Raw genomic sequence first — 20,968 nt, forward strand, 5'->3', positions numbered from 1 at the left:
TCATCCCGCCTGCGCGCGATTGCGGCGGTCCCAACCGTTTCGTGCGTGTGAATTCCCGATCTGCGGGCATGCGCCTTGCTCCGAGTGCTACGATAAAACCCCGTAAGGAGTACAGGTTCCAAGCGGGAAAGCGCAGGTACAATCTCATGACCAAGCATATCTTCGTGACCGGTGGCGTCGTATCGTCTCTGGGCAAGGGCATCACGGCGGCATCGCTCGGCCGCCTCCTTAAGAGCCGCGGCTACAAGGTCACCATGCAGAAGGCCGACCCGTACCTGAACGTCGACCCCGGTACCATGAGCCCGTTCCAGCACGGCGAGGTCTTCGTAACGGAGGACGGCTATGAGTCCGACCTCGACCTCGGCCACTACGAGCGCTTCATCGACGAGAACCTGACCCGCGACTCCAACTTCACCACCGGCGCCATCTACAAGAGCCTCATCGCGCGCGAGCGCCGCGGCGATTTCTTGGGCGGTACGGTGCAGGTCATCCCGCACGTGACGAACGCCATCAAGGACAAGTTCCGCCGCGTGGAGGAGCAGACGGGCTCCGACGTGGTCATCACCGAGCTCGGCGGCACCATCGGCGACATCGAGAGCCAGGCGTTCCTCGAGGCCATCCGTCAGTACAAGAAAGACGCCGGTCCGGAGAACGTGCTCTACATCCACGTGTCGCTCGTGCCCTATATCGCCGCGGCGCACGAGGTCAAGACCAAGCCCACGCAGCACAGCGTGAAGGAGCTGCGCTCGCTCGGCATCCAGCCCGACATGATCGTGCTGCGCAGCGACCATGAGATCGACGACGGCATCCGCGCCAAGATCGCGAGCTTCTGCGACGTGGACGTGGACTGCGTCTTCACCAACGAGGACTGCTCCTCCATCTACGACGTGCCGCGCATGCTCGCCGAGCAGGACTTCGACCTGCGCGTGTGCGAGCGCCTGGGCCTCGATCCGGGCGAGCGCCACTTGGAGGATTGGGACCGCTTCCTGGAGAAGCAGGACCACGCCAACCGTCATGCCGACACCGTTAAGATCGCGGTGGTGGGCAAGTACACCCAGCTGCCGGACGCCTACCTCTCGGTCATCGAGGCGCTGCACCACGCGGGCATCTTCTTCGACCGGCATGTCGAGGTGCGCCTCGTCGACGGCGAGGCCCTCACGTGGGAGGACTGCCCGAGCGTGCTCGGCGATGCGTCGGGCATCGTCGTGCCGGGCGGTTTTGGCATCCGCGGCCTCGAGGGCAAGATCGCCGCGGCCCGCTTCGCGCGCGAGAACAAGATTCCCTACCTCGGCCTCTGCCTGGGCATGCAGGTGGCGGTGTGCGAGTTCGCCCGCCACGTCGCGGGCCTCGCCGATGCCAGCTCCACCGAGTTCGTGCCCGATTGCGCCTATCCGGTCATCGACCTCATGAGCTCGCAGGAGGACGTGACGGAGAAGGGCGGCACGATGCGCCTCGGCGCCTACCCGGCCCGACTCGCGCCGGACACGCTCACGCGCGAGGCCTACGGCGAGGAGCTCGTCTACGAGCGTCACCGCCACCGCTTCGAGTTCAACAACGCCTATCGCGAGACGCTCGAGCAGGCGGGCCTCGTCATCGCCGGCGTAAGCCCGGATGAGCGCCTGGTCGAGATGATCGAGCTGCCCGAGGACGTGCACCCGTGGTTCGTGGCCACGCAGGCACACCCGGAGTTCAAGAGCCGTCCGACCAAGCCGCAGCCGCTCTTCCGCGAGTTCACCCGCGCCGCGATCGCGCGCCATGAGGGTGTGGAGCGCCATGCGGTGACGCCCGAGAACCCCGCCGTCGAGGTCAGCGCGTAGCGTGGGGGCGCACCCCGCCGCCGCGCGGTCGCGCCTCGCCGCGCCCGCATCCGAGCCGTCTTCCGACGCCGCGGTCCCGGCGCCGTTCGCGCGGGCGCTCCGGGCGTATCTCGACCATCTGGCGGTCGAGCGCAACCTGTCGGACAACACCGTCGCCGCCTACCGCCGCGACCTCACCGCCTACGGCGCGTTTCTGGCCGAGCGGGGCATCTTCGACCCCGAAGCGGTCGACCGGCACGCGGTGGAGGATTTCGTGGCGGAGCGCCGTGCCGGCGGGTATGCCGACGCGTCGGTCGAGCGGTCGCTCTCTGCCGTGAAGGGCCTCCACGCGTTTCTGGCGCGCGAGGGCATGGCGTCGTCGCAGCCCGCGGCGGCGGTGCGGTTCCCCAAGAAGGCGGAGCGCCTGCCCGACGTCATCTCTGTCGCCGACGCCGCGCGCCTCGTCGAGCAGCCGTTCCCGCCCACGGCCGCCGGCGCGCGCGATCGGGCGGTGCTCGAGGTGCTCTACGGCTGCGGCCTGCGCGTGAGCGAGCTGGTGGGGCTCGACCGCCGCGACCTCAACCTCGACGATGAGTTTCTGCGCGCGGTGGGCAAGGGGCGCAAGGAGCGGATCGTGCCCATCTTGGGCTCGGCGCGCGCGGCGCTCCTCTCTTATCTGGACGGGCCGCGCTCCGAGCTCGCGGCGCACGCCCGCCGGGGAGGCCCCACCGACGCGGTCTTTCTCAACAAGAACGGCGGTCGCCTCTCGCGCCAGGCCGTGCACGAGCTCGTCGAGCGCTACGGTCGCGCGGTGGGCATCGAGGGCCTGCACCCGCACACGCTCCGGCACTCGTTTGCCACGCACATGCTCGCGGGCGGCGCCGACCTGCGCGTGCTGCAGGAGATCTTGGGGCACGCGAACATCGCGACGACGCAGATCTACACCCATGTCGACCGCACGCAGCTGCGTGAGGTCTATCTGGCCTCCCATCCCCGCGCCCGCGCATAGCGCCTGAGCCCGGCCTGCGGCTTCTCTAATTCGTCACAAATCCGCAGCTACGAACATCAATTCGATTCAAGTTTTCCTTGAAGGTTAGGCTTTCCGTCCGCCTTCGACCTATGGGGGTTCGCCTTCGGGCGGACCCCCATATCTTGTGGTCAGCGAGGTGCGGTGTGGGGCGGTGGGGGACCGCTCAGGGCGAAGTGGGGGACGCTGGGGGAGAAAATGGGAAAAAGTGGGGCCATGGGGAGGCGATTGCCTATAGAATGGATGGCGTCGACAGCGGGGTGGCTCCCGCACCTGCCCACGAGAAGCCTAAGGGGGTTGAGCGGTGTACCTGACCGGTTCCTACGATCGAAATCTCGATGCCAAGGGCCGTCTGTCGCTCCCGCCCGCCTTCCGCAAGGATCTCACCGAGCAGGTAAGGGTCATCTACGCTCCTGAAAAGGAGGTCGACGCCGTGTACGTGTTCACCGAGGACACGTTCCGGGCTTGGCTCGACGCGGTGTTTGAAGCGAAGGGCGGGTTCGACCCGACCAACGAACAGCACCGTCAAGTCAAGGAATGGTTGAACGGTGAGGCAACCACACTCGAAATAGACTCCGCCTCCCGCATCAGCCTTCCTGAGGAGTGCCGGGCGGACGCGCACCTCGACCGCGAGGTGACGGTGGTCGGTAACGGCGACCGTCTCGTGGTCTGGGACCGTGCGACCCACCAGGCGCGCAAGGCGAGCGTCCGCCAGGCCGTCGCGAACTTCTTCGACAACTAGTCGGGGATTCTCGAGAAGGAGACGTACATGGGTGAGGGAACGTTGACACCTGAATATCGGCATGAACCCGTGATGCTCCAGGAAGTGCTGGAGACGCTCGCGATCGCACCCGGCGCCACGGTGTGCGACTGCACCCTCGGCGGCGCGGGCCATTCCTCCCGGATGGCCCAGGCGGTGGGGGAGGAGGGGCTCCTCATCGGCATCGATCAGGACGACATGGCGCTCGAGGCGGCTGGAAAGCGGCTCGACGCCGAGGCTCCCGGGGTCCCGCACAAGCTCCTCAAGGGGAACTTCGGCGACCTCGACCGCCTGCTCGTGTCTGCGGAGGTGCCCGGTGTGGACGGATTCCTCTTCGATTTGGGCGTGTCCAGCCCCCAGCTCGATATCCCGGAACGGGGCTTCTCGTACAACGAGGACGCCCCCCTCGACATGCGGATGGACCCGAGTAACAACACTCTAACCGCTGCTGATGTCATCAATACCTTTGACGGACCAGACATCGCTCGGGCCCTGCGCACGCTAGGCGACGAGAAGTACGCGCGAGAAATCGCCCGCGAGATCTGTCGGCGCCGGGAGGTGAAGCCCATCGAGACCACCGGCGAGCTCGTCGACGCGATCAAGGCGGCCATCCCCGCCGCGGCGCGCCGGCACGGCCACCACCCGGCGCGGAAGACCTTCCAGGCCATCCGCATCGTGGTGAACCGCGAGCTCGATGTGCTGGAGGAGGGGCTCGAGGCGGCGATCCGGTGGCTGAACCCGGGAGGGCGCATCTGCGTCATCTCGTACCACTCGCTTGAGGACCGCATCGTGAAGCACACCTTCCAGGAGATGAGCCGGGGCTGCACCTGCCCGCCGGATCTGCCGGTTTGCACGTGCGGCAACGTGCCGACACTCAGAGTCATAACCCGAAAACCGCTGGTTGCAAGTACCGAGGAGGTGCAGCGCAACCCGCGGGCGAGATCGGCGAAGATACGCGTCGCCGAGCGCCTGTAGGCGCTCGAGAGGCATACCGGCGTCCGTCCCGCACCACCAGAAACGAAGCTTACACGTACTACCAACACACCAGGGACGGAAGGCCGGCATATCATGGCTTACTACACTTCAAACACAGCACTCGCCTATGATATGCAGGCCGCGCCCGCCTATGCGCCCGAGGCCCCGCGCCGCGCGCCCGAGGTGCGCGAGCGCCCGCGCTTCGACGTGTACACGGGTGCGGGCCGCGAGGCCAACCAGCTCGTGAGCCCGGTCTTCACGCACGTGCTCAAGGTGTTCTGCGTGCTCGCCGCGCTCGTGTTTGTCATCGGCGTGGCGCGCGTGGGCATCGCGACCCTGACGGCGGCGGAGCTCAACGGCAACGCGACCGTCTCCAACGAGTTGACCCAGGCACGCGACCAGTCGGGCGACCTCGAGGTCATGCGTTCGGTCTACGGTGCCGACGCGCGCATTCGCGACCTTGCCGAGGACACGCTCGGCATGGTGGAGCCGACCGACCGCATCACGCTCGACCTCGCCTCGGGCGTCGGTGCGGCGGGTGCGGACGCGGCGGCACCGACGGCATAAGAAGGGGAGCTCAGGTGAGCCGAGATAGCTATTCCGGGCGCGGCGGGGGCAACCGCCGCGGCCCGTATAACGATGGATTCGACGGCGGTCGTCCCTCCCGCGGGGGCGACCGCTCGCGCTCAGGGGCGCGCGCGGGCGACCGCGGCGCGTACCGCGAGGGCGGGCGCGGCGCGTATCGGGGCGGCGTGCGCGACGGGTACGCCCCCCGGGGCGGCGGCTTCGGCGGCGGCCGGGGCACGGGCGGCCGCGGTGGCAGGCGCGACCGCGTCGAGACGGACTTCCTCCACAGCGACCTCGTGCACGAGCCCGTCTCGCGCCGCAACGTCGTGATGGGGCTCTTTGGCGCCGCCCTCGTCGCCGCGGTGGGCCAGCTCGTCGACTATCAGGTCGTCAACGCCCAGACCTACCGCGACCGCGCCGACCAGCGCCGCCTCTACAGCCAGACGCTCTTCGCCAAACGCGGCGCCATCTACGACCGCAACGGCAACGTCATCGTGCAGAGCGTGGAATGCGAGAACGTCTACGCCAACCCCAAGCTCGTGACCGACGTGGACGCCGGCGTAAAGGCGCTCGTCGAGGTGCTCGGCCTCGACGAGGACGAGTGCCGCGACAAGCTCACGCAGGACACGACCTTCGTCTACCTCAAGCGCCAGGTGGACCAGGACCTCGCCGACGAGCTCGCGGACTATAAGGTGGCCGGTATCGAGTTCGAGCCCGCCGTCATGCGCGTCTACCCCTACGGCAGCCTCGCCTCGCAGGTGGTGGGCGTCGTCGACATCGACAACAAGGGCCTCACGGGGCTGGAGGCGCAGTACGACGAGGTGCTCACCGGCACCAACGGCTGGATCGCGCGCGAGCGCGCCCGCGACGGCTCCTACATCGCCGGCGGCGCGTACGAGAAGGTGGAGGCGGAGGACGGGTCCGACCTCGTGCTCACGCTCGACATGGATATCCAGCAGGCGGCCGAGGAGGCGCTCGCCCAGGCGGTGGAGGATGCGCACGCGCAGTCGGGCTCGGCTCTCGTCATGGACCCGCGTTCGGGCGATATTCTCGCGTGCTGTTCGTGCCCCACCTACAGCCAGACCGATCTTGCCAGCGCGGCCACGGCGGATATGAACCTCCGCATGGTGACCGACTCCTACGAGCCGGGCTCCGTCTTCAAGACGCTCGTCTCCGCCATGGGCATCGAGCTCGGCCTCGTGACGCCCGATACCGAGTTCGCGGTGCCCGCGCAGGTCAAGGTGGGCGACGACATGGTCTCGGACGCCGACAAGCGCGATTACGGCCTCACCATGACGCTGCGCGAGATCATGCGCCGCTCGTCCAACACCGGCATGGTGCTCGTGGGCGAGAAGATCGGCGCCGATGACTTCTCCTCCTATCTCGACACCTTCGGCATCACCGAGGACTCGGGCATCGATTTTCCGGGCGAGAACCCCGGCACCATCCGCGCGCGCGAGGACTACGACGGCTCCACGCTCGGCTCCATGTCGTTCGGCCAGGGCATCGCGGTCGCCCCCATCCGCGTGGCGCGCGCCGTGGGAAGCATCGCCAACGGCGGCGTGCTGACGACCCCGCACTTCGTCTCCGCCCAGGGCGACGAGCGCGTCGACTGGACCGAGCACCACGACCGCGTCATGAGCGCCGAGACGGCGAGCCAGGTGACCTCCATGATGGTGACCGTCGTGGACGAGGGCACGGGCATGGACGCCCGCATCGACGGTTACGACGTGGCGGGCAAGACCGGCACGGCCGAGCGCGCCTCCGAGGAGGGCGGCTACTCCGACTACATCTACATGTCCTCCTTCTTGGGCTTCGCCCCGGCGAGCGACCCAGAGCTCCTCGCCTACATCACGCTCGACGGCACGCCGCAGGGCTCCAACGCCGCGTGCGAGCCGTTTGTGCCCATCATGCAGAAGGCGCTGTCGGTCATGGGCGTCGCGCGCACGCGGTAGGGTCGCGCGTCCAGGGCCCTCTCGTCCGTCCTGCGGTCTTGTGGGTTCCACACCCCCTGCACCACCGGTGCGCGCCAGTCGGGTAGAATGAGCGGTTGCAAGTAAGAGCTTGAGTCAAGGAGAGCTCATGGTAGAGATCGCCGTGAAATATATCGAGAGCGTCACGGGCGCACGCGGCGTGGCGGGCGACGGCGAGCGCCTGTGCCGCGGCTGCGTGATCGATTCGCGCCTGGTTGAGCCTGACAACATCTTCGTCGCGTTTGCCGGCGAGCGCGTGGACGGCAACGACTACGCCGAGCGCGCGCTCGAGGCGGGCGCCGCGGCCGTCGTGCTTACGCGCGACCCCACTGAGGACGAGCGCGCCGTCGCGCGCCGCATGGGCGCGGCCATCTTTGTGACGGATGACCCGGAGGAGTTCCTGCTCCGCCTCGCCCAGGGCTACCGCGCCCGCCTGCGCGCCACGGTCATCGCCGTGACGGGGTCCATCGGCAAGACGACCACGAAGGACATCCTCGCCGCGACCCTTTCGAAGCGCTACCGCGTGCATGCGACCGCGGGCAACTACAACAACCTCATCGGCATGCCGCTCACCATCCTCGCGGCGCCCCGGGACACGCAGGTCCTCGTGCTCGAGATGGGCATGGACGGCCCGGGGCAGATCGAGCGCATGAGCCGCTGCGCCCAGCCGGCCTATGCCGTCATCACCAAGATCGGCACGAGCCACGTGGGGCTCCTCGGCAGCCGCGAGAACATCGCCCGCGCCAAGGCCGAGGTGCTCGCCGGCATGCCCGCCTCGTCCGTCAACTTCGAGGGGTCGCACACGCTGCTCGTCCTCGCGGGGGAGGACGACTTCACCCCGTTTATCATCGACGAATTCGCGCGGCCGGCCGGCGTGGACGTCGTGCTCTGCGGTATGAGCTCGGACGACGACGTGTCTGCCCGCTCCATCGAGCTCGACGAGAGCGGCTGCGCGACCTTCGACATCATGCTCGAGAACGGCTCGCAGTACCGCACGGGCCTTTCCGTCCCCGGCCTGCCCGCCGTGCAGAACGCGCTGTTCGCCGCTGCCATCGCCCAGCGCATGGGCATCCCGCAGTTCGAGATAGACGAGGCGTTCCACGAGCTCTCCATCACCGGGCACCGCCAGGAGGTGCGCGACGCCGCGTCGGGCGCCCGCATCATCGACGACTGCTACAACGCGAGCCCCGAGTCCATGGCGGCCGGCCTCGATCTGGTCGCGCGCCTGGATGCGGCGGGTTCGCGCGTGGCCGTGCTCGGCGAGATGGGCGAGCTCGGCGAGGAGTCGGCCCGGCTGCACGGCCTCGTGGGCTCCTACGCCGCCGCCAAGAAGCTCGACCTCCTCATCTGCGTGGGCGGCGCTGCTGCTCGTGAGCTCGCCGCCGCGGCGAAGCTCATGGGGATGCCCGCTGACAGCATCTTCTGCGTGCCGACGCCCGAGGCGGCGCTCGCGCGCTGGGGGAACGTGTTCGGTCCCGGTGACCTCGTGCTCGTGAAGGGCTCGCATGCCGTCGGCCTCGAGCGCTTCGTAGAGGGGGTGATGGGCGATGCTCGGTAATCCCGCGTACCCCACGTACCAGTCGTTCATCGCCTTCGGTATCGCCGCACTCGTGGCGCTCGTGCTCATGCCGTTGTGGATCCGCGTGCTCAAGTACGAGCACATCGGCCAGCAGGTGCGCGCCGACGGCCCGCAGCGCCATCTCATCAAGCAGGGCACGCCCACCATGGGCGGGGTGGTGATCCTCACCGCCATCGTGGTGTCGAGCCTCATCATGGGCAGGCTCACCTGGGAGCTCATCCTCGTGCTCGCTGCGACGCTCGCCACGGGCGCCCTCGGCCTCATCGACGACGTCACGAGCGTGACGCACGGCCGCTCGCTCGGCCTCACGCCCCACGCCAAGATGATCGGCCTCACGCTCATCTGCGTCGCGTTCTGCTTGGCGGCCGTCAACCTCTGCGGGGTGGCGCCCGAGGTGCGCTTCCCGGGCGGCTTCGTCATCGACCTCGGCGTCCTTACCACCACACTCACGATCGGCGGCGCCGCGGTCCGGATCCCGTGGCTCTACGTCGCGTTCACCTGGCTTCTCATCGCAGGCCTCTCCAACGCCGTCAACCTGACGGACGGCCTCGACGGCCTCGCGGGCGGCACCTCCATGATCGCGATGCTTATCATGGCCGCCATCTCGTTTCTGCACGGCGACGTCAACCTCGCCATCTTCAGCGCGTCCTGCGCGGGCGCGTGCCTCGGATTCCTCTGGTTCAACTGCTATCCGGCGAGCATCTTCATGGGCGACACGGGCTCGCTCGCGCTCGGTTCCGCGTTCGCCTGCGTGGCCATCATGACCAACACCGAGATCGCCTCCCTCGTCATCGGGGGGCTCTTCATCGCCGAGGCGCTCTCCGTCATGATCCAGGTCGTGAGCTTCAAGGCCACCGGCAAGCGCGTGTTCCTCATGGCTCCCATCCACCATCATTTCGAGAAGCTCGGCTGGGCCGAGACCAAGGTCGTCATACGCTTCTGGATCGTGGCGGCCGCCTTTGGCGCGCTCGGTCTCGCGCTGTTCTTCCAACTCGGGTAAACGAAGGGTCGCTATCATGCCGCTTCCTCAAACCATGAGCCTGCTCGTGCTCGGCCAGGGCACGTCGGGTACCGATGTCGTCCGCTGGGCGCTCGCGCACCCCGAGCGCGTGTCCCATATCACGCTCTACGGCGGTGCCAAGAGCGCGCCCACGCCCGACACGCTCGAGCTCGAGCGCGCCGGGGTCGCATGCGTGTACGGCACCGAGGACGTGGCGGGCACCTACGACGTCTGCGTCGCGAGCCCCGGCATCTCCGAGTTCTCCCCGTTTTTCGCGAGCGCCCGCGCGCACGCGACCGAGGTCATGGGCGAGCCCGAGTTCGCCTACCGGCTCTCGCCCGAGCGCTGGATCGGAATCACGGGCACCAACGGCAAGACCACCACGACGGCGCTCACCGCCCACCTGCTCGAGGCGGCCGGTTGGGACGCCGACGCCGTGGGCAACATCGGCGACACGCCCACGAGCCGCGTCGACCACCGCGCGCCGGGTTCCTGGTTTGTGGCCGAGCTCTCGAGCTACCAGCTCGCCACCTCGAGCGAGCTGCACCCCCGCGTGGGCGTGCTTTTGAACATCACCCCCGACCACCTCTCCTGGCATCGCAGCCACGAGGCCTACGCCCGCGCCAAGTGCCGGCTGTTCCGTAACATGGGGGAGGGCGACCTCATCATCATCGATGCGGAGGACGAGGGCACGGCCGCCGTGCGCGCCCACATCGACGGCCCCGGCCGCCGCGTGCTCGAGCTCGGGCTCGCGGACACGGGCGCTGCCGACGCCGCCTTCGTGCGCGACGGGGTGCTCACGGTCCGCCTCGCCGGTGCGGAGACCGCGCTCGTGCGGGTTGACGAGCTCGGCATCGCCGGCGCCCACAACGTGCTGAACGCGCTCGCCGCCTCCGCGGCCGCGCTCTTTTTGGGGGCGGACGCCGCCCAGGTCGCCGCGGGCCTCATGACCTTCGCGGCGCTGCCGCACCGCATCGAGCCCGTGGGCACGGTCGACGGCGTGCGCTTCTACAACGATTCCAAGGCGACGAACACCGACGCCGTCGAGAAGGCGCTCACGGCTTTCCCCTCCGAGCGCGTGGTGCTGCTCCTCGGCGGGCGCGACAAGGGCACGCCCCTCGAGGAGTTCGCGCGCACGGTCCTCTCCTCCACGGTGGGTGCGATCGTCTGCTTCGGCGAGGCGCGCTCCCGCTTCCTCGAGGTGCTGCGCGCCACCGACGGCGCGTCCGAGATCGATCTGGCGGAGGCCGATGGCCTGCGCGATGCCGTCGACGTGGCCCGCACGCTCGCCAACCCTGGCGACGTCATCCTGCTGTCGCCCGCCTGCGCATCGTTTGACGAGTTCTCTGGCTTCGAGGAGCGCGGAGACGCGTTCCGCTCCTACGTCGCCCAGCTCGGCGGCGCTGCGGACGCGCGCTAGGGGTCCTCATGCCGATCTCCCGTCGCACAGAGGGCCGTCCGTCGGGCGCGCCCGATAGCGCGGCCGCCCCCGAGCGCGGCCGCCCGCGTCGCGTCCCGCACGACGCCTCGGAGCACTCCGCCCTCGGCGAGCGCCTCATCGCCGGTGTGCCCGCGCGCATCATGCGCCCCCGCCTCGCCTTCCTCGCGAGCCTCCTCGCCATCCTCGCCTTCGGCCTGCTCATGGTCTACTCGGCGTCCTCGGTCGAGGCGCTGTCCGAGTACGGGAGCTCGACGTACTTTCTCGTGCGCCAGGGCATCTTCATCGCCGTCGGCCTGGCGGGCATGCTGCTCATCGCGACCATCGTGCCGCTCGACTTCATGCGCTCGGGCGCCATGTGGGGCGTCTGGCTCGCATTCCTGTTCCTGCTCGTGGCGGTGCTCATCGCCGGCGAGGAGCGCGGCGGCGCCACGCGCTGGATCGTGATCGCCGGCCAGCAGTTCCAGCCCTCGGAGTTCGTCAAGCCGGTCGTCATCGTCACGGCGGCCAAGATCTTCTACGAGTACTACGAGGAGCGCTCGCTCGACACGGCCCGCTTCATCGCCATGCTCGGCGTCTGCGTGGCGCTGCCGCTCATGCTGATCATCGCCGAGCCCGACCTCGGCAGCTGCCTCATCATCGCCGGTACCGTCTTCGCCATGTGCTACTTCGCCGGGTTCAGCTACAAGGTCATCCTATCGGTGCTGGTGGCGGGCGTCATCGTGACGATCGCCTTCATCGTCTCGGCCGATTACCGCATGGCCCGCGTCAACTCCGACCCCTGGTCGGACCCGTACGACTCGGGCTACCAGGCGGTGCTCGCCATCATGGCGTTCGCCTCGGGCGGCCTGTTCGGCCGCGGCATCGGCAACTCCACCATGAAGTACCACTACCTGCCCGAGGCGCACAACGACTACATCCTCGCCATCATCGGCGAGGAGCTCGGCTTTTTTGGGATGCTCATCTTCTTTGCGGTCTACGCCCTCATGGTCTTCTCCATCTTCAAGATCGCCGAGCAGTCGCCGACGATTCAGGGTAAGCTCATCGCCTACGGCTCGGGCGTGCTCATCATGCTGCAGTTCCTCATCAACGCCCTGGGTATCCTGGGCGTCACGCCCATGACGGGCAAGACCATGCCCTTCATCTCCTACGGCGGCTCCTCCATGATCACCATGCTCGCCATCGCGGGCCTCGTGCTGCGCGTGTCGCTCGAGAGCAACCCGCGCACCGTGCACGATGTGTTCCGCGCGCGCATGGCCGTGGTGGGCGAGGGCGGACCGGACGGCCCGGACGGGGGAGGCCCGTATGGCGGCGAGGCCCCCGTCATCGAGGGGAGCACGGCCGGTCCGGCGCGGCGCCGCTCGGAGCGCTCGAGCGCCTTCTCCGTCGTGGACGGTGCGGGCGGCGCACCGTCGCGCCCGCGTCCGCCGCGCGGCGGTGCGCAGGCGCGGGGCGCGGCCGGCGACCCGGCGTCTCGCTACCGGTCGCGTGCCGACGCGCCCGCGGGCGGCTACGAGCGGATAAACTTAGACTACGACCCGGTGGCGCGGCTGCGCTCGCGCGACGGGTATGCCCCGCGCTCGGGCGGGCGCGCTGGAAGGAGTCGACGTGACAGATAGGCTGCGCATAGCGATTGCGGCGGGCGGTACGGCCGGCCATGTGAATCCCGCTCTGGCACTGGCGGAGTGCCTGCGCGACCGCGGGCATGCGGTCCGGTTCTTCGGTGAGGAGCGCCGGCTCGAGGGGCGCCTCGTGCCCGAGGCCGGCTTCGACTTCTTCCCCGTGCACGTGACGGGTTTCGACCGCCAGCGCCCCTGGACGCTCGCCACAGCGCTCGCACACCTCGCGCACGAGGAGCGCCGTCTCGCCAAGGCGTTTCGCGATGACGCGGACCTCGCGCCCGACGTCGCCATCGGATTCGGCGCCTACGTCGAGCTGCCGCTCATGCGCGCCGCCAAGCGCCTCCACATCCCCATCGCCCTGCACGAGCAGAACTCCGTGCCGGGCCTCGCCAACAAACAGACGGCGCGCGATGCGGCCCTCATCGCTATCGCCCAGCCCTCGGTGAAAGACGTGTTTCTGCGCGCCGGCGCCAAGGAGGGCGCCATCCGCTTCACCGGCAACCCCGTTCGCCGGCAGGTGCTCGCGGGCGACCGCGCCCGCGGACGCACCGCCGAGGGCGTGCCCGAAGACGGCATCCTGCTCGTCGTCTTCGGCGGGTCCCTCGGCGCCCATCACCTGAACGCCCGCATGGCCCAGCTCAAAGACGAGATCCTCGCCGACCCGCGCGTGCACGTGCTCCACTCCACCGGCGCCGAGGACTTCGAGGCGACGCGCGACGCCCTCGCCCTCACGCCCGACGAGGAGCGCCGCTACCACGTGCAGAGCTACATCGACGATATGGGCGACGTGCTCGCGGCGGCCGACCTCGTGCTCTCGCGCGCGGGCGCCTCGTCCATCGCCGAGATCGCCGCCCTCGCCGTGCCGGCCGTGCTCGTGCCGTACCCCTTTGCGACGGCGGACCATCAGACCACCAACGCGCACCTGCTCACCGATGCCGGCGCCGCGGTGATGTTCGCGGACGCTGATATCGACGGCAGGCCCTTCGCAGACGAGCTCTTGGGCCTTCTCGCCAGCGCCGACAGGCGCGCCGAGATGCGCGCGGCCGCGCGGGGGCTCAATCAGGCCGAGGCGGCGGAGCAGCTCGCCGACGCCTTGGAGGAAATCGCGCGCTGACGGCCGGTGCGGCCCCCGCGGGACGTGGCCGGCGGCGCAGCGAGAGCACCGCGCCGTCCAGCGACCCGCCGCCCTCCTCGCCAAGCCCCTCCATTTGCGCTAAAGTAGCATGCTGAACACATCCGGCCTCTTTGAGGGAGCATTCGCCATGGTAGACACCTCGACCCCATCCGCTACGCCCGCTTTCAAGCGCGCCCACTTCATCGGTATCGGCGGAGCGGGCATGAGCGGCATCGCGCTCGTCCTGCATGAGCGCGGCTACGCCGTATCGGGGTCGGACCTCAAGACCTCGCGCTACATCCGCCAGCTCACGCGCGCCGGCGTCGATATCCACATCGGCCACGCCGCCGAGACCATCGATGCGGTCAACCCGGACGTCGTCGTCGTCTCCACGGCCATCCCCGAGACGAACCCCGAGCTCGTCCGCGCCCGTGAGCTCGGCATCCCCGTGTGGCCGCGCGCCAAGATGCTCTCCGCGCTCGGCGAGGGCTACACGACGGTGGCCGTGGCGGGCACGCACGGCAAGACCACCACGTCCTCCATGGTCGCCACCATGCTCGACCGCATGGGGGAGGACCCGAGCTTCCTCATCGGCGGCATCGTCGAGGGGTACGACACCAACGGCAAGAACGGCTCGGGCCCCTTCTTCGTGGCCGAGGCCGACGAGTCGGACAGCTCGTTTCTCTATCTCAACCCGAGCGTGGTCATCGTCACCAACGTCGAGGCGGACCATCTGGACCATTACGGTTCGTTCGACGAGATCAAGCGCACCTTCGCAGAGTTCATGGGCCTCGTGGGGGAGGACGGCACCGTCATCGTGTGCGGCGACGACCCGGCGCTCGCCGAGCTCGCCCGCAGCACGGGCCGCCGCGTGGTGACGTACGGCTTCGAGGACGGAAACGACGTGGTCTGCGCCCCGCACGCGCATGCTGCGAGCATCGCCAACGCCGCGGCGGTCACGCTGGCGGACGGCCGCGCGCTCGACATCGAGGTTCGCAACAACCCCGGTCGCCACAACCTGCTCAACGCGACGGCCGCCCTCATCGTGGCGGACGTGCTCGGACTCGATGTCGAGGCGGCCGCGCGGGCCCTCTCGAGCTTCGAGGGCGTGCGCCGGCGCTTCACGCACGTGGGCGACGTGTCGGGCATCACCGTGGTGGACGATTACGGCCATCATCCCACCGAGATCCGCGCGACGCTCGCCGCCGCCAAGACGCTCGGCTACCGCCATGTGGACGTCGTCTTCCAGCCGCACCGCTACTCCCGCCTCGAGGCCTTCGCCGACGCCTTCGCCGACGCCTTCGCCGATGCCGACCGCCTCATCCTGATCGACGTCTTCTCGGCAGGGGAGATGCCCATCCCGGGCGTGACGAGCAAGATGCTCGCCGACCTCGTTGCCGCCCGTCACCCCGGCAAGGAGGTCCACTACGTGGCTGACCGCCTCGCCGTGAGCGAGGTGCTCGAGCGCGTGGTGGACGAGGGCGACCTTCTCATCACCATGGGCGCAGGCGACGTCACCACGGTCGGCCCGGAGTTCATCTCCCACCTCACGCGCCGGAAAGCCTAAGCGCGATGGGGCTCTTCAACGCGGTCATGGCGCTCTCGGGCGCCGCGGACACCGATCTCATCGAGCAGGAGCGCCTGGCGCGCCACACGAGCTACCGCATCGGCGGGAAGGCCGACCTCTTCCTCGTGTGCCATAGCTACCACGCCCTCCGCCGTGCCATCGACGTGCTCGGCGAGGAGGGGGTGCCCTGGGTCATCATCGGCAAGGGCTCGAACCTCCTCGTCTCAGACGAGGGTTACCGCGGCGCGGTCGTAACGCTCGGGCGCGAGTTCTCGCGCATGGTCGTGGCCGAGGACGGCGTCACCCTCACCGTCGGCGCGGGCGTGATTCTGGCGCGCCTCGTCAACGAGGCGCTCACGCGCGGGCTCACGGGGCTCGAGTTCGCCGTCGGCATCCCCGGCACCGTGGGCGGCGCCGTGTCCATGGACGCGGGCACGCGCACCGAGTGGATGGGCGCGGTGGTCGAGGACGTCCTCACCCTCAAGCCGGGCGCCGGACTCAGGCACTACGCGCACGACGACATCGTGTGGGGCTACCGCACCTCGACCCTTCCGCGCGACGAGATCGTGCTCGAGGTGACGGTCAAGCTCGCCCCGGGCGACAAGGCCAAGATCCGCTCCCGGATGGAGCGCGCCCTCGATAGGCGGCGGAAGACGCAGCCTCTGGGCAGCGCCTGCTGCGGCTCGGTCTTCAAGAACCCGCCCGACATGAGTGTGGGCAAGATGGTCGAGGACTGTGGATTGAAGGGTTTTTCCGTGGGCGGCGCCGCAGTCTCGCCCATTCACGGTAACTTTATCGTCAATACGGGGACCGCGCGCGCCGCCGACGTCGCGGCGGTCATTCAGAAGGTGCATGAGGAGGTACGAAGGGCGTATGGCGTCGAGCTCCAACCGGAAGTCAAATTCCTCGGTTTCTAAGGCCTCGAAGCCCACCTTCCGTCGTGCCGGCTCCAAGCCGGCTGCCGCCCGTCCCGCACCCGCGGTGAGCGCCGCCCCTCGGTCGGCGCAGAAGCCCATCTCCTCCTATACGGCGCGCACCCGCGTGGCGAAGCCCTCCGCCAAGCCGCGGAAGGCGCTCTCGGTTGCCCCGGCGCGCAAGCCCGCGCAGAAACCCGCCCCCCGCGCTGCCGTCAAGCCGCAGGCGCGGACCCGCAAGGCACCGCTCAAGGGGCCCGCGGCGACCCCGCGCGTGCAGAACGTGTCCGCCGCGCCCTCGCCGCAGCAGAAGCCCGCGCGCGGCGCCGCTCTCAAGAAGGCGGCGCGCCGCACGGCCCCGGGTACCGTGAGCACCGTTCCCGCCAAGGCCCGTCCCGCCCGCAAGGCGGCGGCCGGTCCCGCGGGCGCCCTCATCGGCTTTGTGGGGGGAGTGCTCGGCGGCGCCGTGCGCGTGGTCGGTAAGCTCCTCTCGGGCAAGGTCGTCGCGCTCGTCATCGCGGTCGCGCTCCTTCTCGGCATCGGCGGCATCGTCGTCGTCAACTCGCCGATCTTCGCCGCGACCGACATCCAGATCGAGGGGAGCGAGCACGTGAGCGCCGAGGCGGCGCGCCAGCTCATCCAGGTGCCGGAGGGCACGACGCTCTTGAACGTCGATACGGCCGCGCTCACCGCCGAGCTCTCCGAGAACCCGTGGGTGAGCGGGGTCACGGTGGAGCGTGAGTTCCCCCACACGCTGCGCATCACGCCCACGGAGCGCGCGGTCGCCGCCATCGTCTACATACCCTCCGACGACATCGCCTGGGCGATCGGAGATGATGCGTGCTGGATCGCGCCCGTGTCGCTCTCGGTCACGGTGGACGCCGAGGGCAACGTGGTGGATGCCGTGCCGGGCGACGGCGACACGGCGACCGACGCCGCGGCGACCCAGCAGCTCACCGGCGTCGACGCCGCCCGCGCACTCGCCCGCGCCGACGGTGCGGTCCTCTTCACGGATGTTCCGGCCGATGTGGAGCCCTCCACGGGGCGCGAGGTCACCTCCGACGTGGTGCTCGCCGGGCTCGCGTACGCCAACGGGTTCTCGGACGGCTTCATCGCCCAGATCCAGAGCCTGTCGCTGCCCTCCGTCGACGCCATAACCGCCTATCTCGACTCCGGGGTCGAGGTCTCGCTCGGCTCACCCGAGGATATCGCCACCAAGGAGCGGGTCGTCACGCGCCTGCTGGAGCAGCAGCAAGGGGTCACCTACGTCAACGTGCGCGTCCCCGACAACTACACGTTTAGGAGCGCCCCCGCCGTTTAAGGTTTCACGAATCGGTGAACGGTAGCGGGTGCTACCTGCGCTTCTGGTGAGGTGTTCACAAAAAGTGCCCGAGCATTTGACGTTGACCTGCACTTTGTGCAAATATAAGCGGGTTTACCTCGCACTTTAATGTAAACTTGAAGGTTAAGGTTACTACGTCAGCCAGAACATGGCTCAGGCCGGCACATCGGAGGACCGCATGCACGAGAACGAGATCAACAACTATCTTGCCGTCATCAAGGTGGTCGGCGTCGGCGGCGGCGGAACCAACGCGGTCAACCGCATGATCGAGGAGGGCATCCGCGGCGTCGAGTTCGTCGCCATCAACACCGATGCCCAGGCGCTCGCCATCTCCGACGCCGACATCAAGGTCCACATCGGCACCGACATCACCCGCGGCCTCGGCGCGGGCGCCAACCCCGAGATCGGCCGCAAGTCCGCCGACGAGAGCCGCGACGACATCAAGGAGGCGCTCGCCGGCGCCGACATGGTGTTCATCACCGCGGGCGAGGGCGGCGGCACCGGTACCGGTGCGGCGCCCATCGTGGCCGACATCGCCATGAACGACATCGGCGCGCTCACGGTCGCCGTCGTGACGAAGCCCTTCACCTTCGAGGGCCGCAAACGCAAGAAGTCCGCTGAGGAGGGCATCAACACCCTCTCGCAGAGCGTCGACACCATGATCGTCATCCCCAACGACAAGCTGCTCGACATCGCCGAGAAGAAGACGACCATGCTCGAGGCCTTCTCGATGGCGGACGCCGTCCTCTCCCAGGGCACCCAGGGCATCACCGACCTCATCACCGTCCCGGGCGTCATCAACCTCGACTTCGCCGACGTCAAGACCATCATGAAGCAGGCCGGCACCGCCATGATGGGCATCGGCACGGCCTCCGGCGACACGCGCGCCGTGGACGCCGCCCAGCAGGCCATCTCGAGCCCGCTGCTCGAGAGCTCCATCGACGGCGCCACCCGCGTGCTCCTCTCCATCGCCGGCTCCAAGGACCTCGGCATCCAGGAGATCAACGACGCCGCCGACCTCGTGGCGAACGCCGTCGACCCCGAGGCCAACATCATCTTTGGTACCGTGGTGGACGAGTCCCTCGGCGACCAGGTGCGCATCACCGTCATCGCCACCGGCTTCTCCGATGCCAACGTGAGCCGTCAGGACGAGCTCTTCTCTGCCTCCAAGGCGAGCGAGAGCGCCCCGTCGCGCGCTGCGTCCTCCGCCCCTGCGGCGGCGCCCGCGAGCCGTACCATCGGTGGCGAGCAGGTCCACAACTTCGGCAACGATCAGTTCGAGCTGCCCGACTTCCTGAAGCGCGGCAACTTCTAAGATTTCGATTGCGCAAGCGCAGGGGGCGCCTCGGGTCATACGATCCGGGGCGCCCTGCGCTATCGCGGGCGCGTGCGGACGCTGCCCCGGGGCGTTCTGGTGAGAGGAGAGGGTGCATGATGGCGGACTTCGGTCTTACGCGAACCGATCATAAGGGCGTGGTGCTCAACGAGGCGCGAGTCGGCGCGGTGAGCCTCGCGTTCACCGAGCGCACGGGCGGCGTCTCGGAACCGCCTTTCCGCTCGCTCAACCTCGGTGCGCATGTGGGCGACGACCCCGCGGCGGTCGCCGAGAACCGTCGCCGCGCCCTCGCGGCGCTGGGCTGCGCCGACCTGGCCGATCGCCTGCTCGTGCCCAACCAGGTGCACGGCGACGCGGTCGCCCGGGTCCGCGCGGGAGACGCCGCCGAGCTCGCCCGCGTGCGCAAGGAGATAGCCGCAGGCGCCGACGCCATCGTCTGCACGGCCCCCCGCGTCCCCGTCCTCCTCAACTTCGCCGACTGCGTCCCCGTGATCCTCGCGTGCGATACGGGCTTTGCGGTCGTCCACTCCGGCTGGAAGGGGACGATCGCCGCCATCGCGGGCAAGGCGGCGCGCGTGCTCGCCGAGACCGCGGGCGTGAGCACGGGCGACCTCGTCGCCTTCGTGGGCCCCCATATCACCGCCGATGCCTATGAGGTCTCCGATGAGCTCATAGGCCGGTTCCACGCGCGTTTTGGGGCGGTGGTCCCGCCGGAGGGAGCCACGCGCCTGCTCGATTTGGGCGGCTGCATCCGCGCTGCGCTCGAGGAGGCGGGCGTCTCTGCGGCGCGCATCGTCGACCCCGACCTCTCCACGGTCCGCGAGAACGACCGCTTCTTCTCCTATCGCGCCGAGCACGGCCGCTGCGGCAGGCACGGCGCGCTCGCGGTCCTCAGCGCCTAAGCGGCGGGTCGGGGTGTTACTTCCCGTAACGGTGCCCTTACAAAACTCTGACACCCGATTACTAGACTTGAAGGCGTATGCGAAGGGTAACGACACGGGCGCAGAGCCCGGCATCCGATTGGAGTCTAGAACATGCGCAAACTCTTCTCCCGCCAGCTCATCGAGGCGCGTCACGAGATGCTCTCCATCTACGAGGCCATCGATGTCACGCTCCACGACGCGGTCAAGTCGTTCGTCACGGATGACAAGAAACTTGCGAGCAAGACCAAGAAGCAGGCGCTGCGCATCGATGCCCGCTGCGCGAACCTCGAGGCCGTGTGCTACAACCTCATCGCCACGCAGGGCCCTGTCGCGTCCGACTTCCGCCTGCTTCAGACCATCATCTACACCAACTTCTGCCTGCAGCGCATGTGCGACAAGGTCCGTCGCATCGCCCGCGCCGCCCAGCACAAGGTGACCTCCGACATCGAGCTGCCCGCCGAGCTCATCGACCTCGTCGAGCAGGAGGCCGCGAGCGTCTACAAGGTGCTCGGCACCGCGGCCTCCGTCCTCGTGACGAACGACCTCGGGCTCCTGCGCACCCTGAACGCACAGGAGGAGGACACGCACGGTATCTACGAGGAGTTCTTCCGTGCCTACAACCGCATGGCCGCCATGCAGCTCTCCGATGACCGCTCCTACGACGACCTCCGCCGCGTCATCATGGCCTCGCGCTACCTCGACCGCTGCGCGCAGTATGCCATCGACGCCGCCGGCCGCATCACGTTTTTGCTCACCGGCCAGCGCTGGAGCGCGGCGGACATTGCCGGCATCGACGAGGAGGAGCTCGAGGGCATGCGCGTCCCGTCCGGCGAGGGCATCATCCTGCGTCCGGCCGCAGACGCCTCCTACATCGCCGCCATCCCCGCCGACGAGCTCACCCCCGAGGTCGTGGCCCTCGTGGGCCAGCCCGACGAGGACGATGACGAGGACGACGAGGACGACGAGGACGACCTCGCGTAGGTGACGACGCGCCTTTCCGTCCGGCAGGCCCCGGGCGGCGCGTATGTGCCGTCT

Annotated in this window: 17 protein-coding genes; all 17 read left to right on the forward strand. The window is 68.8% G+C overall.

The window, feature by feature from the left end; translation table 11 throughout:
• Positions 1–146 precede the first annotated feature (146 nt).
• Positions 147–1,817 carry a CTP synthase gene (locus tag B5F70_RS00175; RefSeq protein WP_087203551.1) on the forward strand — a complete coding sequence of 557 codons (1,671 nt, stop codon included), beginning with the start codon at positions 147–149 and terminating at the stop codon, positions 1,815–1,817.
• Between the two features lies 1 nt (position 1,818).
• Positions 1,819–2,805, forward strand: coding sequence for a site-specific tyrosine recombinase (locus B5F70_RS00180; RefSeq protein WP_087203552.1), 987 nt, complete (start codon positions 1,819–1,821; stop codon positions 2,803–2,805).
• A 322-nt stretch (positions 2,806–3,127) separates the two neighbouring features.
• Positions 3,128–3,565 (forward strand): division/cell wall cluster transcriptional repressor MraZ, encoded by a 438-nt coding sequence (locus B5F70_RS00185; RefSeq protein WP_087203553.1) that lies wholly within the window; start codon positions 3,128–3,130, stop codon positions 3,563–3,565.
• Positions 3,566–3,592: 27 nt separating this feature from the next.
• Positions 3,593–4,558, forward strand: a complete 966-nt coding sequence (gene rsmH, locus B5F70_RS00190; RefSeq protein WP_087203554.1) for a 16S rRNA (cytosine(1402)-N(4))-methyltransferase RsmH — start codon at positions 3,593–3,595, stop codon at positions 4,556–4,558.
• Between the two features lie 93 nt (positions 4,559–4,651).
• Positions 4,652–5,125, forward strand: a complete 474-nt coding sequence (locus B5F70_RS00195) for a hypothetical protein (protein ID WP_087203555.1) — start codon at positions 4,652–4,654, stop codon at positions 5,123–5,125.
• A gap of 14 nt (positions 5,126–5,139) precedes the next feature.
• Positions 5,140–7,080 (forward strand): penicillin-binding protein 2, encoded by a 1,941-nt coding sequence (locus B5F70_RS00200; protein WP_342636864.1) that lies wholly within the window; start codon positions 5,140–5,142, stop codon positions 7,078–7,080.
• A gap of 127 nt (positions 7,081–7,207) precedes the next feature.
• The gene (gene murF, locus B5F70_RS00205; RefSeq protein ID WP_087203556.1) at positions 7,208–8,656 is read left to right on the forward strand and encodes a UDP-N-acetylmuramoyl-tripeptide--D-alanyl-D-alanine ligase; all 1,449 of its coding nucleotides are present in this window, start codon (positions 7,208–7,210) and stop codon (positions 8,654–8,656) included.
• Entirely contained in the window at positions 8,646–9,677 is a 1,032-nt protein-coding gene (gene mraY, locus B5F70_RS00210) for a phospho-N-acetylmuramoyl-pentapeptide-transferase (protein ID WP_087203557.1), read from the forward strand. The genes murF and mraY overlap by 11 nt, the downstream gene beginning before the upstream one ends.
• Before the next feature lie 16 nt (positions 9,678–9,693).
• Positions 9,694–11,097 (forward strand): UDP-N-acetylmuramoyl-L-alanine--D-glutamate ligase, encoded by a 1,404-nt coding sequence (gene murD, locus B5F70_RS00215; RefSeq protein ID WP_087203558.1) that lies wholly within the window; start codon positions 9,694–9,696, stop codon positions 11,095–11,097.
• Between the two features lie 8 nt (positions 11,098–11,105).
• Positions 11,106–12,734 (forward strand): putative lipid II flippase FtsW, encoded by a 1,629-nt coding sequence (ftsW, locus tag B5F70_RS00220; RefSeq protein WP_087203559.1) that lies wholly within the window; start codon positions 11,106–11,108, stop codon positions 12,732–12,734.
• Positions 12,724–13,851 (forward strand): undecaprenyldiphospho-muramoylpentapeptide beta-N-acetylglucosaminyltransferase, encoded by a 1,128-nt coding sequence (gene murG / locus B5F70_RS00225; protein WP_087203560.1) that lies wholly within the window; start codon positions 12,724–12,726, stop codon positions 13,849–13,851. The genes ftsW and murG overlap by 11 nt, the downstream gene beginning before the upstream one ends.
• 148 nt (positions 13,852–13,999) lie before the next feature.
• Positions 14,000–15,418 carry a UDP-N-acetylmuramate--L-alanine ligase gene (gene murC, locus B5F70_RS00230; RefSeq protein WP_087203561.1) on the forward strand — a complete coding sequence of 473 codons (1,419 nt, stop codon included), beginning with the start codon at positions 14,000–14,002 and terminating at the stop codon, positions 15,416–15,418.
• Between the two features lie 5 nt (positions 15,419–15,423).
• Entirely contained in the window at positions 15,424–16,335 is a 912-nt protein-coding gene (gene murB, locus B5F70_RS00235; protein ID WP_087203562.1) for a UDP-N-acetylmuramate dehydrogenase, read from the forward strand.
• Positions 16,292–17,653, forward strand: coding sequence for an FtsQ-type POTRA domain-containing protein (locus B5F70_RS00240; RefSeq protein ID WP_087203563.1), 1,362 nt, complete (start codon positions 16,292–16,294; stop codon positions 17,651–17,653). Before murB ends, B5F70_RS00240 begins: the two co-directional genes overlap by 44 nt.
• Positions 17,654–17,852: 199 nt before the next feature.
• The gene (ftsZ, locus tag B5F70_RS00245) at positions 17,853–18,989 is read left to right on the forward strand and encodes a cell division protein FtsZ (RefSeq protein ID WP_087203564.1); all 1,137 of its coding nucleotides are present in this window, start codon (positions 17,853–17,855) and stop codon (positions 18,987–18,989) included.
• A gap of 116 nt (positions 18,990–19,105) precedes the next feature.
• Complete coding sequence (locus B5F70_RS00250; protein WP_343283708.1) at positions 19,106–19,912, forward strand: polyphenol oxidase family protein; 807 nt, start codon at positions 19,106–19,108, stop codon at positions 19,910–19,912.
• Between the two features lie 132 nt (positions 19,913–20,044).
• On the forward strand, positions 20,045–20,914 hold the full coding sequence (locus B5F70_RS00255; protein WP_087203565.1) for a PhoU domain-containing protein: 870 nt from the start codon (positions 20,045–20,047) through the stop codon (positions 20,912–20,914).
• Positions 20,915–20,968 lie beyond the last annotated feature (54 nt).

The sequence above is a fragment of the Collinsella sp. An268 genome (genome assembly GCF_002159765.1).
Classification (GTDB): Bacteria; Actinomycetota; Coriobacteriia; order Coriobacteriales; family Coriobacteriaceae; genus Coprousia.